Source organism: Nonomuraea sp. NPDC049486 (assembly GCF_040676925.1).
Classification (GTDB): Bacteria; Actinomycetota; Actinomycetes; order Streptosporangiales; family Streptosporangiaceae; genus Nonomuraea; species Nonomuraea ferruginea.
The window spans coordinates 21,216-32,738 of record NZ_JBFAPV010000004.1 but is presented as its reverse complement, the minus strand read 5'-3'; the positions used below and the strand labels follow the sequence as shown (position 1 = coordinate 32,738).

Here is an 11,523-nt window from a genome sequence, read left to right as displayed (position 1 = left end):
GGGCAGCTGTGGGGCATGGTTGAGGACCAGTGCCTGGGCAGGCCGCGGGTGGCGGTGTCGAGCTGCCTGCTCGGCGCGCGCGTACGGCACAACGGCAACCACAGCCGCGCCCGCTACCTCACCGACGAGCTGGCGCCGTTCGTGGACTGGGTGCCGATCTGCCCGGAGATGGAGATCGGCCTCGGCACGCCCCGCGAGTCGCTGCGGCTCGAACGCTCCCCCAGTGGCCCCCGGCTCATGACCAGGAACACCGGCCGTGACCTCACGCCCGCCATGACCGGGCTGGCTGCCGAGCGGTCCGCCGGGCTGGACGTCGACGGGTACGTGTTCAAGGCGAAGAGCCCGAGCTGCGGCATCCACGGCATCCCGCTCTACGACGGGGAGACGATGGTGACCCGGCAGAACCGGGGCCTGTTCGCCGACGCGGTGATCGAGAGCCATCCCCTGCTGCCCGTGGAGGACGAGGGCCGGCTCCGTGACGCCGTCCTGCGGGAGGCGTTCACCGAGCGGATCTTCGCCCACGCGCGCCTGCGCGAGCTGCTGCGGAGCGACTGGCGGCCGCGCGACCTGGTGGCCTTCCAGTCCCGGCACAAGATGCAGCTGCTCGCGCACTCCACCGAGGGCTACCGCGAGACCGGCCGCCTGGTCGCGGAGGCGGGCACGCGCCCGCGCGAGGAGCTCGCCGGCGTGTACGGCACCGCGTTCCGCACCGCGATGGCGGTCAAGGCGTCGGTCGGGCGCAACGTCAACGTCCTGCAGCACTGCCTCGGCATGCTCGGCGACGAGCTCGACCCGGTCCGCCGGGCCGACCTGGCCGAGGTCATCGCCTCCTACCAGGAGCGCCGGGTGGCGCTCAGCGTGCCGCTCGCCCTGCTGCGCCACCACGCCCGCGGCGAAGCCGCCACCTACGTCCAGAACCAGACGTACTTCCTCCCGTATCCGGACGAGCTGGGCCTGCGCAACCATGTCGTGTGACGTGCGCGGGCCCGGGTATGCGCAGGTCATGGCCGATAAGCGGAAGAAGGACCCGTCGGTGGGCGACGAGGTCACCTGGCGCAGCCACGGTTCCACCGCCCACGGCAAGGTCGAGAAGAAGATCACCAAACGGGAGAAGGAGGCCGGCCGTACCGTGGCCGCCTCGCCCGACGAGCCCCAGTACGTGGTGCGCAGCGAGAAGAGCGGCAAGAAGGCCGTGCACAAGCCGTCGGCCCTGCGCAAGGACAAGGGCTCCTGATGACCGGGGAGGAGGAGCGGGCGATCGCGGCCGAGTTCGGCAAGGCGGTGAACATGACCGCCGGAGAGCTGAAGCGCTGGCTCGACACGGACGAGTCCAAGGCGGTCGGGCAGAAGGACGGCGGCGGCGAGTCCACCGGCCACGAGTCCGGCCGCAGGATCGTCGAACTGCTCCACAAGAAGGAGTCGGCTCTCACCGAGCAGGACTACGCGCACATGCGCAAGGTGATCGGCTACGTGCACCGCCACCTGGCGCAGCGGCCGTCCGGCGACGTCCGGGAGACCAGATGGCGTTACTCGCTGATGAACTGGGGCCACGACCCCCTCAAGTGACCGCGGTCCCGCGTCCGGGATGACACCTGTCACGGCCCTTCGATGACCGCGGTCTCTACCTCGGCACCGCCCCGTCCGGCGAAGATCTGACCATGACGAACGACAAGAAGACCTCCCCCGACTGGACGCTCGGCATGGCCTGCGGGCTGGCCATCGGCATGGGCCTCGGCGTCACCCTGCACGACCTCCTTCTGGGGATCTCGCTGTCCCTCTGCTTGGGGGTCGCCCTCGCGTACGCGCTTGCGCCGCGCGAGGCGGACACCGCGGACGCCGAGTAGCCCTCCTCTGACGGCTTGACAGCTGATCCAGAGCACCGGCTACTCTCTCATATATGAACAGCTCTTCAAGTGACAGTGTGTTGACCATCGACGGGTGCAGCGTCAAGGTGGTCGACGGTGACCGGGTGGCCGCCGTGCGCGAGCGGATGCCCGCCCCCGAGGACGTGGTCGACACCGCCGACGTCTTCGGCCTGCTGTCGGACCCCAACCGGCTGCGGCTGCTGGTCGCGTTGCTGGACGGAGAGCTGTGCGTGTGCGACCTCGCGGCGGTGACCGGGCAGAGCGAGTCGGCCGTCTCCCACGCCCTGCGGCTGCTGCGCGCGCACCGCATCGTGGCCGCCCGGCGGTCCGGCCGGATGGCGTACTACCGGCTTGAGGACCCGCACGTGCGGATGCTGCTGGACCTGGCGCTGGAGCACACCGGACACACCGAGGCGATCCACCCAGAGCGCGGCGGGGACCACTGATGGGCACCGGGCACGGGCACGGCCACGCGGGCGGCCGGCACCGCTGGCGGCTGGCGGTCTCCTTCGCCCTGATCGGCGCGTTCTTCGTGGTGGAGCTCGTCTACGGTCTCCTCTCCGGCTCGCTGGCGCTGCTGTCGGACGCCGGCCACATGGCCGCCGACGTGGTCACCCTCGGCGCGGCGCTGATCGCCACGCGGATCGCCACCCGGCCCGACACCACCGGCCGGCGCAGCTACGGCTCCTACCGCGCCGAGGTGTTCGCCTCGCTGCTGGCCGTGGTGCTGATGATCGTCGTGTCGGTGTACGTGGTGGCCGAGGCGATCGGCCGCATCGGCCACCACGTGGAGGTCTCCTCCGGCCCGATGCTGGTCGTCGGCGCGCTCGGCCTGGCCGTCAACCTGGTCGCCCTGATGCTGCTGCGTTCCGGCGCCGCCGAGAGCCTGAACGTCAAGGGCGCCTACCTGGAGGTCGTGGCCGACACCGCCGGCTCCGTCGGCGTCATCGTCGCCGGCTGGCTGGTCGCGACCACCGGCCGGCCCATCTGGGACACCGTCATCGCCCTGGCCATCGGCGTCTTCGTCGCCGCCCGGGCGATCTCGCTCGGCCGCCAGGTCTTCGCCGTGCTGGGCCAGCACGTCCCCGAAGGCATCGACGCCGGCGCCGTGGCCCAGGACCTGTCCGCCATCGACGGCGTCCGCGACGTGCACGACCTGCACCTGTGGACGCTGACGTCCGGCATGAACGTCGCCACCGCCCACCTGGTCACCGCCGACCAGAGCGACAACCACGCGGTGCTGGACCAGGCGCGCGACCTGCTGCTCCAGCGGCACGGCGTGGCGCACGCCACCTTGCAGGTCGAGCCCGCCGACCACAGCGGCTGCGACGAACTCGGCTGGTGACCCGAGCCCGGGGGCGGACGCGGCACCGATCGAACTTCTTCGCCCGGGGTGCGTATCTCGGTATGGAAGAGCTCTGCCTACACCCCCGGGGACCGCACCATGAAGACTTTCGTCGGCAAGCCGCTCGGCGCCGCGTGCGCCGTGGTTCTCGGCACGCTCCTCACCGCGTGCTCGGCGCCGGCCGCGGGGGAGCCCGCGGCGGCGCACCACGCCCACGCGGCTCCACCGGCCGCCGCCGCCAAGCCGGCGACCGCGGCGAGCATCGACCAGATCGGCGCCGCGCTCGGCTGCCCCAGCCCCGACGTGCAGATCGACGCCGACGAGCTGCGGCAGGCCGTCTGCCGGACGTCCGCGGCCCACTCCGTCCTGGTCACCTTCACCACGGGCAAGGGCCAGCGCGACTGGCTGGACGCCGCCCAGCCGTACGGCGGCACCTACCTGGTGGGCGAGCGCTGGGTGGTCGTCTCCGACCCGGCGGTGCTGGAAGGCCTGCGCACGAAGCTCGGCGGCGCCATCGAGTCGACGCAGCACCACTGACCCGGACCGCGGCACCCGGCTGAGAGGATGGGCACATGGCCCCGGTCCTCCGTCTGATCCGCGCGGCCGCCTTCGCGGCGGTCTGCGTCGTGGTCTCGGCCTGCGGCCACCTGTTCGCCGGCGGCGGGGCGATATCGGGGTCCGCGCTGGTGATCAGCCTGATCGCGTCCTTCGCCCTCGCCCTCGCCTGCAACAGGCGCGAGCGTACGCGGGAAGCCGTGCTCGCCGCGACCGTGCTCGCCCAGCTCGTCCTGCACCAGACGTTCGCGCAGGTCGCGCCAGGCGGCGTCACCTCCACGGACCACGGCCACACGAACGCCGGCATGGCGCTGGTCCACCTGACCCTCGCGCTGGTCAGCGGCTGGTGGCTGCACCAGGGCGAGAGCGTCGTGTGGACGATGCTGCGGCTGTGGGGGGTCGCGCCGCTGCGGCTGCTGCTCCTGGTGCTCGCCTCGCCCGTACGGGCTCCCCGGTGCGTGCGGCCGGTTCGGTCCGCCGGCCGGAGCGGTCCCCGGCGCTCCCTGGAGTTCACGGCGGCGGTGCACCGGCGCGGCCCGCCCGCGCTCGCCCGCGCCGGCTGACGTACGCGTCCCCCGGCGCCCCGTGGTCATCAGGTGCGCGCGTCGTCACAGCCGCGCGCCCGCTCGGCATACCCGGCTGAGGGCCGGGCCTGTACCTACGGAGTTGCACGATGGCGATCGCGCCACGTTCCATCCTGGCCGCGCTGATATGCGGCCTGCTTGTGGTGTTCTGTTCTCCCGCCGCCCTGGCTCACGACTCGTTGAAGGCGAGCTCGCCGGCCAAGGACGCCACCGTCACCTCGCTCGACGAGATCGAGCTGGAGTTCACCTCCCGCGTCCGCATGCCCTTCGTGGCCCTGCGCGACGCCGGGGACCGGCAGGTGGACCTCGGCGAGCCGCAGGTCGAGGGGAAGTTCGTCCGGACCGAGGTGCCCGAGCCGCTGCCGGCCGGGAAGTACGTCATCGCCTGGCGGGTGGTGTCGTCCGACGGCCACCCGATCGAGGGCGAGATCCCCTTCACGGCCGAGGGCGAGCCCTCACCGGAGCCGTCCACGCCGACCCCGGCCGCTGAGCAGAGCACGCCGCCGAGCGTCCCCGCCGAGACCACCGCGCCCGCGGCGCCGGAGAGTTCCGCCGTCGCCGCGGCCGAGGCCGGCGAGGGGATCCCCGGCTGGATCTGGGTGGCCGCCGCGGCGCTCGCGCTGGTGGGCGTCGGCCTCTGGCTGGCGGGTTCCAGGGCGAAGCGGCCGGAGTGAACGGGCTGACGCCGGGGTTCTTGCGGCCCCGGCGCCGGTCCATCGGAACACCGACTCCTTCAGGACGGTGACCATGTGACCGGGCTGACAGAGGTGGTCATGCCGTTGAGTACGAGCCTGAGCATCGGGGCGACGGTGCCGCCGAAACCGGCCCGCGCCTGCGCCGCTCCCACGGATCGGGGGTCCATGCCCTGGTGGGAGCGGTAGTTGGCGAAGCTGACCACGCGGAGATCCGGCAGCACCAGCCAGGCGTAGGCCTGGTCGGGTGCGACGGAGGGGTTCTGGATCACGAGTCCGGAGCCGTTCAGCGGTTCGTACGGGCCGGTCAGGCTGGGCGCGGCGAATCCGTACAGCCCTGTGGGCGCACGGTCGGCCGGGTGGAACGAATGGCGGTGGGTGGAGAAGAAGAGGTAGTACCAGGAGTCGTGCACGATGACGTGCGGTCGTTCCAGCTCGTGGTTGACGCCTTCGGCGACGAGCAGGGGCGGAAGTAGGGACCAGGCGCCGTCCCGTGACTCGGCCAGGGCGATCGCACCGGTGAAGCCGTCCTCCCAGGCGGTGGACGCGGCGACGAGCAGGTAGTCGCGCCCGTCGGCCGGGTCGCGGAACCAGCCGGGATCGCGGAAGGCTCTGATGCGGCCCGGCGCCCCATCAGACTCGTCGGCCGGCAGATACGTCAGGCCGTCGGAGCGCAGGACCTCGCGGTGCTCGGCGTCTCGTCCCAGCAGGACCCCGCCGCGGTCCGCGACCAGGGCGGGGCGGGTCTCGACGACGCTCTGCCGGTAGGTCGGGCGTGCTTCGCCCCGCCGTCCGGCGGCCGTGTAGAACACGGACACGGTGCCGTCGGGCCGGCGGACCGCCGACCCCGACCATTCACGGCTGCCGGGCGAGGCGCCGTCAGCGAAGGCGTTCCCCAGGTCCTCCCACGCGTCGCCGCTCTTGCCGAGCAGGCGGATCCGGGCCTGGTCATGGCGCTCTTCGGGATGACCGAGGGCGGGAGCCGACAGGGCCATCCACAGCTCCCGGCCGTCGATCACGCTCGGTGAGCCGTCCTCCTCCTGAATCGGCCACAGGTCCCACAGATCGAGGTCCGGCAGGATCCTCGGCAGGGCCGGGGGATCGATGACGGGAGCCGTGGCCGTGCCGGTCTCGGTGAGCTGATCGAGGTGCCGGCGGGTCCATGGGGCGCCTGACCGTCCTCGGGAGTGCATGGATGATCTCTTCTTTCACTGGTGGGATGTGCTCTGCCGGTCACGCGAAGCAGCGCATGGCGAGTTCGACGGCGCCCGTGATTCCCGCGTGGTCGCCGAGCGAAGGGCTGACCACGTACTCGTCCATGGCGGCCCGATCGGTCAGCGCCGAGATCGCGGGGTAGCCGGCGGCGAGGTCGAACGCGCGTGCCCTCGTCCGTCCCATCAGCCCGGCGCGCTTGGTGACGCCACCCCCGACGATGATCCGCTCGGGTGACAGCGCGTAGGTCAGGTTCATGACGGCGTGGGCCACGTATTCGGCCTCGAGCTCCCACGCCGCCGGGTCGTCCAGGTCCTCGGCGCGCTGTCCCCACCGCCGGCGCATCGCCTCGCCGGAGGCGAGGCCTTCCAGGCAGTCCCCGTGAAAGGGGCAACTGCCCGCGAACGGGTCCCTGGTCCGATCGTGCGGGATGCGGACGTGGCCGAACTCCGGATGCAGCAGACCGTGCAGCGGCCGGCCGTTCACCACCGCTCCCACGCCGATGCCGGTGCCCACGGTCATGTAGGCGACCGTGCCCAGCCCTCGTCCCGCTCCGCGCCGCCACTCGCCCAGCGCGGCGGCGTTCACGTCGGTGTCGAGGCCGACGGGAACGCGCAGCGCGGCGCGCAGCGGGGAGACGACGTCGGTGCCGGACCACCCGGGCTTGGGCGTGGCGGTGATGTGGCCGTACGTCGGTGAGCCCGTCCGCAGATCGACAGGGCCGAAGCTGCCCACGCCGACCGCGGCGAGCGTCCGGTGGTCCCGGAAGAACCGCACGGCCGCGGTGATGGTCGTCTCCCTTGTGGTCGTCGGTATCACGCGGGTCGCGAGCACCTCCCCGTCGGCGTCGGCGATCGCGCACACCCACTTCGTCCCGCCCGCCTCGATCCCGCCGTAGAGCGGCGGCGCGCTCATCGCCGTCATCCTTTCAACGAGCCCTGCAGCAGGGCCTTGACGAAGTGACGCTGGAAGATGAGGAAGATCACCAGCGTGGGGGTCAGGATCAGCAGTGATCCGGCGCAGAGCAGCGGGATGTCGGTGCCCCACTGGCCCTGGAAAGCGCCCAGCGCGCCGGACATCGTCCGTTTGGCAGGGTCGTCGACCAGGACGATGGCCAGCAGGAACTGGTTCCAGGTCCACAGGAACAGCAGGATGCCCAGGGACGAGATCGCCGGCATGGCCAGGGGGACGTGAATGCGGCGGAACAGCTGCCAGGTAGTGGCGCCGTCCATCCGGGCGCTCTCGGACAGTTCCCCAGGCATGTTGACGAAGTGGGCGCGCATCCAGAAGACGCTGAACGGCATGAACAGGCCGATGAGCGGCAGGATGATGGCCCACCGTGTGTTGAGGAGTCCCATGTCGCGGATCTGGTAGTACAACGGCGTGATGATGCCCTCGAACGGGAGGGTCAGACCGAGCACGAACAGCAGGAAGATCACTCGTCCGCCGATCACGCGCAGGTGGCCGATGGCGAAGCCGGCCATCGTGCCCAGCAGGATCGAGATCGGGACCACACCCAGCACGATGAGCCCGCTCGACTTCAGCAGTTCGCCCATGTTGGCCGCCTCGAAGGCCCGCACGAAGTTGCCCCACTGCGGGTCGTCCGGCCAGGCCAGTCCGGCCGGATAGGTGCGCGAGGGGTGCAGGGCGGTGACGAACAGGCTGAGGAACGGCAGAAGCGTGACCGCCATCATGAGGATGAGCAGGAACCTGCCGGTCCACGCCTCCCGCCACGGGATGCTCATCGGTCGCCGTCCTTCGCGAACCACTGGATGGGAAGGGCGCAGGCGATCACGAGGACCATGAGCACCACGGCCAGGGCCGAGGCCATGCCCACCTCGCGTTCGGAGAAGGCGAGGTAGAAGATCTGCAGGCCGGGCACCATGGTCGTGTTGCCGGGCCCGCCCTGGGTGGAGATGTAGATGATGTCGAAGCTGGCCAGCGCCGCGATCACGGTCACGGTGACGCAGACCGCGATCTCCTGGCGCAGGCTCGGGACCGTGATGGAGACGAACTCCCGCCACGGCCCGGCGCCGTCGAGCCGGGCCGCCTCGTACAACGCGGGATCGATCTTGCTCATGCCGGCCAGGAGCAGCAGCGTGCACAGGCCCAGCAGGACCCACGCGCCGATCATGCCGACCGCGGGCAGGGCGGTGGCGAAGTCACCCAGCCAGGCCCGCGTCACCCCGCCGAGGCCGATGAGCGAGAGCAACTGGTTGATCACTCCGGTGGAGGCCAGCAGCCAGCTCCACGCGATGCCGGCGGCCACCAGCGGGATGACCTGCGGCAGGAAGAGCACGGTCCGGGCCACGACGGCAAGCCTGCTCTGGGCGATGCGCCTGATCGTCGCGGCGATCGCCAGGCCCAGCACGACGGGGATCGCGCTGAAGAACACGATCAGCTGAAAGGCGTTGACGAGCGAGTCGAACAGGTCGGGATCAGTGAAGACCTTGCCGTAGTTGGCCAGCCCCACCCAGGTGGAGGCGCCGATGCCGTTCCAGTCGTACAGCGAGTACTGGAACGTCAGGGTGATCGGGCGCAGCACGAACACCGCGTAGAAGGCGAGCGCCGGGGCGACGAACAGCCAGCCGACCAGGCCGCGCGTGCCGCCCAGCATGGTCACGACCGGCCGCCGGCGCGCGGCTCGGGCGCCGGCACGGCTGCTCATCACCGGTCTCAGTTCCCTTCGACCTGGGCGGCGTAGTCCGCCTGGACCGTCTTCAGCAGTTCCTGCGGGGTCTGCTCTCCGCCCACCAGCTTCTGCAGTTGCGGTGTCCAGCTCTTGGCGTAGATGGCGCCTGTGGCGTTGGCGATGAAGTCCATCGCGCCGTTGTCCTCGGCGATGTCCGCCCCGGCCGCCAGAGTGCTCGCGGTGACCTGGTCCGAGGCGACGTCCGGCATGTAAGCGTCGGCCGGTCCCATCGGACGCGATCCGCCGACCTCGACGCCGATCGTGCGGGCCTGCTTGTCGGTGGCCACCCAGTCGAGGAAGAAGGCGGCGCAGTCGGCGTTCTTGGCGTTCGCGGCGATGCCGAAGGTGAGGGGAGCCGACATCGCGGCCAGTTTGCCGCCCTGCTGCGCCGGCGGCATCAGGGAGAAGCCGACGTTGCCCGGCATCTGCTTGTCGAGGTTGCCCGACTCCCAGTCGCCGTTGAACATGAACAGGCCCTGACCGTCGATGAAGCGGCTCATCATGGTCGCGTAGTCGACCGCGTTGACGTCCTTCTGGAAGTATCCTGCCTTGATCCACCGCTCCAGGTGCTGGACGGCCTGGAGGTTCGATGGGGTGTCGATGCTGGCGCCGGGCTTCTGGAAGATCCAGTCGTTGATGGGCCCGGCCGGGCCGTAGGAGGCCATGAGGTTTTGCAGCGGGAACGCCAGGCCGCCGGTGGCGCCGCCGTTGAACTGGACGATGGGCGTGATATCCGCCTTCTTGGCCTTCTCCAGCACCTCGTCGAACTCCGCCAGCGTGGTGGGCGGGGCGGACATCCCGATCTTGGCGGCGAGCTCCTTGTTGTAGAAGACGCCGGTCATGCTGGAGTTGAGCCCCAGGGCGTACAGCGAGCCCTCGCCGCGCGGCCGCCCGCCCTGGCCCAGGCGCAGCTGCTCAAGTTGGGAGGCCGGCCACTCGTCCCAGCCGAACGCCGTCGCGTAGCCGTCCAGGTTCTTCAGCAGGTTGTCCTTGACCAGCTCGGAGACCTGGGGCAGGCGCATCAGGTCGGGCGGATTGTCCGCCAGCACGCGCGGCGCGTTCTGGGTGATCACCGCGAACTGGTCCTCTCGGAGGTTCCACGTGACGTTCGGGTGCTGCTTGGTGAACTCGGCGGTCAGCGCCTTGGGCAGCGGGAAGCCGGTCTCGAAGTAGCCGCTCATGGTGATCGGCTCCGTGCCGCACGTGGGTGCGGAGGACACCGGCGACGAGGCGGTGGCCTGAGGTTGCGGGTTGTCGCTGCCGGGCGCCGCGCAGGCGGCGGCCAGCGTCCCCATGGCGATCACCAGCGCGGCCCCGGACCTGCCGCGGCGACCTCGACGAGCCATGTGCGTCTCCTCTGCTGCTTGGGACGATCGGCGCCGGGCGGCGTCCGCCTCCGTTGCTAAATCGGGTTAGCGCCGATAGTCTCATCCTGCGCGTCGCAGGATGTCAACCCCCTGTAACACACTCTTGACGACCGGAGGTTCTGGGTGAGTCCACGACGGGTCACGCTGGCCGATGTGGCCAAGGCCGCAGGTGTCTCCCGCCCGACCGCTTCGCTGGTGCTGTCCGGCCGCGGCCGCGAACTGCGCATCTCCCAGGACGTCGAGGAGCGAGTGCTCAGAGCGGCCGACGAGTTGCAGTATCGGCCCAACATCGTCTCCGTGGGCCTGCGCAAGGGCACCTCCCAGACGATCGGCTTCATCTCCGACACCGTCGCCACCTCACGCCTGGCCGGCGACATGATCAAGGGAGCGCTGGAGGCCGCCCGGGACCGGGGCTTCATGCTGTTCATCGGTGAGACGGAAGGCGACCCCGAACTCGAACGCCTCCTGCTGCAGACCATGCAGGACCGCCAGGTCGAGGGGCTCATCCTGGCCTCGATGTTCACCAGGACCATCAAGGTCCCCAAGAGCATGACGGCCTCACCCGCCGTGCTGCTCAACGCGCTTCCCCAGGAGCCCACGCCCTTGCCCGCCGTCCTTCCCGACGAGGTCGAGGCCGGCCGCCTGGCCGCCCGCGTCCTGCTCGACGCCGGCCACCGCGACGGGATCCACCTGATCGGTGCCGGGCCGGGCCTGCGCGACGTGCCCTCGGACAGCGTCGCGGCGGTGGAACGGCTCATCGGCATCCGCGAGACCCTCAGCGAGGCGGGAGTCGAGGTGGCGGGCGCTCGCAGGTGCCCCGACTGGCAGCCGGAATACGGCCTCGCCGCCACGCGCGACCTTCTGGGTACCGTACGGCCGCGTGCGCTGATCTGCTTCAACGACCGGATCGCCATGGGGGCCTACCAGGCACTCGACGACTTCGGGCTCAAGGTGCCCGCGGACGTCTCCGTCGTCTCCTTCGACGACCACCCCATCGCCTCGTGGATGCGGCCCAAGCTGACCACCGTGGCGCTGCCCCACTACGAACTGGGCCGCAAGGCCGTCGACGTGCTGTTCACCGAGATCGACCGCGACCGCTCGGACGCCGGCCGGGTGGGCGACGTGCACCGGGTTCCGATGCACGTCCGCAGCCGCGAATCCGTCACGCCGCGGCCCGAGTAGCGCCGGCCGACGTCGTACGGGATCGTCCC

15 protein-coding genes are annotated in these 11,523 nt (G+C 70.8%); 10 read left to right on the top strand and 5 right to left on the bottom strand.

Translation table 11 applies throughout. The features are described from left to right. The first annotated feature begins 15 nt into the window (after positions 1 to 15). From AB0K05_RS12515 to AB0K05_RS12475, 9 genes are all read left to right on the top strand, one after another. Entirely contained in the window at positions 16 to 975 is a 960-nt protein-coding gene (locus AB0K05_RS12515) for a DUF523 and DUF1722 domain-containing protein (protein WP_364228901.1), read from the top strand. 28 nt (positions 976 to 1,003) lie between these two features. Then, positions 1,004 to 1,234 carry a DUF2945 domain-containing protein gene (locus AB0K05_RS12510; RefSeq protein ID WP_148035746.1) on the top strand — a complete coding sequence of 77 codons (231 nt, stop codon included), beginning with the start codon at positions 1,004 to 1,006 and terminating at the stop codon, positions 1,232 to 1,234. Then, positions 1,234 to 1,566, top strand: coding sequence for a DUF3140 domain-containing protein (locus AB0K05_RS12505; RefSeq protein ID WP_148035747.1), 333 nt, complete (start codon positions 1,234 to 1,236; stop codon positions 1,564 to 1,566). The genes AB0K05_RS12510 and AB0K05_RS12505 overlap by 1 nt, the downstream gene beginning before the upstream one ends. A gap of 92 nt (positions 1,567 to 1,658) precedes the next feature. Then, the gene (locus AB0K05_RS12500) at positions 1,659 to 1,844 is read left to right on the top strand and encodes a hypothetical protein (protein WP_148035748.1); all 186 of its coding nucleotides are present in this window, start codon (positions 1,659 to 1,661) and stop codon (positions 1,842 to 1,844) included. Between the two features lie 77 nt (positions 1,845 to 1,921). Then, positions 1,922 to 2,311 carry a metalloregulator ArsR/SmtB family transcription factor gene (locus AB0K05_RS12495; protein WP_271275534.1) on the top strand — a complete coding sequence of 130 codons (390 nt, stop codon included), beginning with the start codon at positions 1,922 to 1,924 and terminating at the stop codon, positions 2,309 to 2,311. Beyond that, the gene (locus tag AB0K05_RS12490; RefSeq protein ID WP_271275535.1) at positions 2,311 to 3,210 is read left to right on the top strand and encodes a cation diffusion facilitator family transporter; all 900 of its coding nucleotides are present in this window, start codon (positions 2,311 to 2,313) and stop codon (positions 3,208 to 3,210) included. The genes AB0K05_RS12495 and AB0K05_RS12490 overlap by 1 nt, the downstream gene beginning before the upstream one ends. 99 nt (positions 3,211 to 3,309) lie before the next feature. After that, a complete protein-coding gene (locus AB0K05_RS12485; RefSeq protein WP_364228897.1) occupies positions 3,310 to 3,747 on the top strand; it encodes a hypothetical protein in 438 nt (145 codons plus the stop codon). 35 nt (positions 3,748 to 3,782) lie between these two features. Beyond that, positions 3,783 to 4,328, top strand: coding sequence for a hypothetical protein (locus AB0K05_RS12480; protein ID WP_364228895.1), 546 nt, complete (start codon positions 3,783 to 3,785; stop codon positions 4,326 to 4,328). A gap of 110 nt (positions 4,329 to 4,438) precedes the next feature. Then, positions 4,439 to 5,023, top strand: a complete 585-nt coding sequence (locus tag AB0K05_RS12475; RefSeq protein WP_364228893.1) for a copper resistance CopC family protein — start codon at positions 4,439 to 4,441, stop codon at positions 5,021 to 5,023. 59 nt (positions 5,024 to 5,082) lie between these two features. On the opposite strand, the gene AB0K05_RS12470 is transcribed toward AB0K05_RS12475, so the two are convergent. Genes AB0K05_RS12470 through AB0K05_RS12450 form a run of 5 tightly spaced genes read right to left on the bottom strand, consistent with a single transcriptional unit; the run spans position 5,083 to position 10,291 of the window. Beyond that, positions 5,083 to 6,234, bottom strand: coding sequence for a glycoside hydrolase family 68 protein (locus AB0K05_RS12470; protein ID WP_364228891.1), 1,152 nt, complete (start codon positions 6,232 to 6,234; stop codon positions 5,083 to 5,085). A gap of 40 nt (positions 6,235 to 6,274) precedes the next feature. After that, positions 6,275 to 7,168 (bottom strand): ROK family protein, encoded by an 894-nt coding sequence (locus AB0K05_RS12465; RefSeq protein WP_364228889.1) that lies wholly within the window; start codon positions 7,166 to 7,168, stop codon positions 6,275 to 6,277. Between the two features lie 5 nt (positions 7,169 to 7,173). After that, positions 7,174 to 7,998 carry a carbohydrate ABC transporter permease gene (locus tag AB0K05_RS12460; RefSeq protein WP_364228887.1) on the bottom strand — a complete coding sequence of 275 codons (825 nt, stop codon included), beginning with the start codon at positions 7,996 to 7,998 and terminating at the stop codon, positions 7,174 to 7,176. Next, positions 7,995 to 8,921, bottom strand: a complete 927-nt coding sequence (locus AB0K05_RS12455) for a sugar ABC transporter permease (protein ID WP_148035757.1) — start codon at positions 8,919 to 8,921, stop codon at positions 7,995 to 7,997. The genes AB0K05_RS12460 and AB0K05_RS12455 overlap by 4 nt, the downstream gene beginning before the upstream one ends. An 8-nt stretch (positions 8,922 to 8,929) precedes the next feature. After that, on the bottom strand, positions 8,930 to 10,291 hold the full coding sequence (locus AB0K05_RS12450) for an extracellular solute-binding protein (protein ID WP_364228885.1): 1,362 nt from the start codon (positions 10,289 to 10,291) through the stop codon (positions 8,930 to 8,932). Positions 10,292 to 10,435: 144 nt separating this feature from the next. On the opposite strand from AB0K05_RS12450, the gene AB0K05_RS12445 reads away from it, so the two are divergent. Further along, the gene (locus AB0K05_RS12445; RefSeq protein WP_364228883.1) at positions 10,436 to 11,494 is read left to right on the top strand and encodes a LacI family DNA-binding transcriptional regulator; all 1,059 of its coding nucleotides are present in this window, start codon (positions 10,436 to 10,438) and stop codon (positions 11,492 to 11,494) included. Positions 11,495 to 11,523 lie beyond the last annotated feature (29 nt).

Coding starts and splice junctions, on each gene's coding strand:
- AB0K05_RS12515 (WP_364228901.1), top strand. CDS start 16: ATGGTTGAGGACCAGTGCCTGGGCAGGCCGCGGGTGGCGGTGTCGAGC.
- AB0K05_RS12510 (WP_148035746.1), top strand. CDS start 1,004: ATGGCCGATAAGCGGAAGAAGGACCCGTCGGTGGGCGACGAGGTCACC.
- AB0K05_RS12505 (WP_148035747.1), top strand. CDS start 1,234: ATGACCGGGGAGGAGGAGCGGGCGATCGCGGCCGAGTTCGGCAAGGCG.
- AB0K05_RS12500 (WP_148035748.1), top strand. CDS start 1,659: ATGACGAACGACAAGAAGACCTCCCCCGACTGGACGCTCGGCATGGCC.
- AB0K05_RS12490 (WP_271275535.1), top strand. CDS start 2,311: ATGGGCACCGGGCACGGGCACGGCCACGCGGGCGGCCGGCACCGCTGG.
- AB0K05_RS12485 (WP_364228897.1), top strand. CDS start 3,310: ATGAAGACTTTCGTCGGCAAGCCGCTCGGCGCCGCGTGCGCCGTGGTT.
- AB0K05_RS12480 (WP_364228895.1), top strand. CDS start 3,783: ATGGCCCCGGTCCTCCGTCTGATCCGCGCGGCCGCCTTCGCGGCGGTC.
- AB0K05_RS12475 (WP_364228893.1), top strand. CDS start 4,439: ATGGCGATCGCGCCACGTTCCATCCTGGCCGCGCTGATATGCGGCCTG.
- AB0K05_RS12470 (WP_364228891.1), bottom strand. CDS start 6,234: ATGCACTCCCGAGGACGGTCAGGCGCCCCATGGACCCGCCGGCACCTC.
- AB0K05_RS12465 (WP_364228889.1), bottom strand. CDS start 7,168: ATGAGCGCGCCGCCGCTCTACGGCGGGATCGAGGCGGGCGGGACGAAG.
- AB0K05_RS12460 (WP_364228887.1), bottom strand. CDS start 7,998: ATGAGCATCCCGTGGCGGGAGGCGTGGACCGGCAGGTTCCTGCTCATC.
- AB0K05_RS12455 (WP_148035757.1), bottom strand. CDS start 8,921: ATGAGCAGCCGTGCCGGCGCCCGAGCCGCGCGCCGGCGGCCGGTCGTG.
- AB0K05_RS12450 (WP_364228885.1), bottom strand. CDS start 10,291: ATGGCTCGTCGAGGTCGCCGCGGCAGGTCCGGGGCCGCGCTGGTGATC.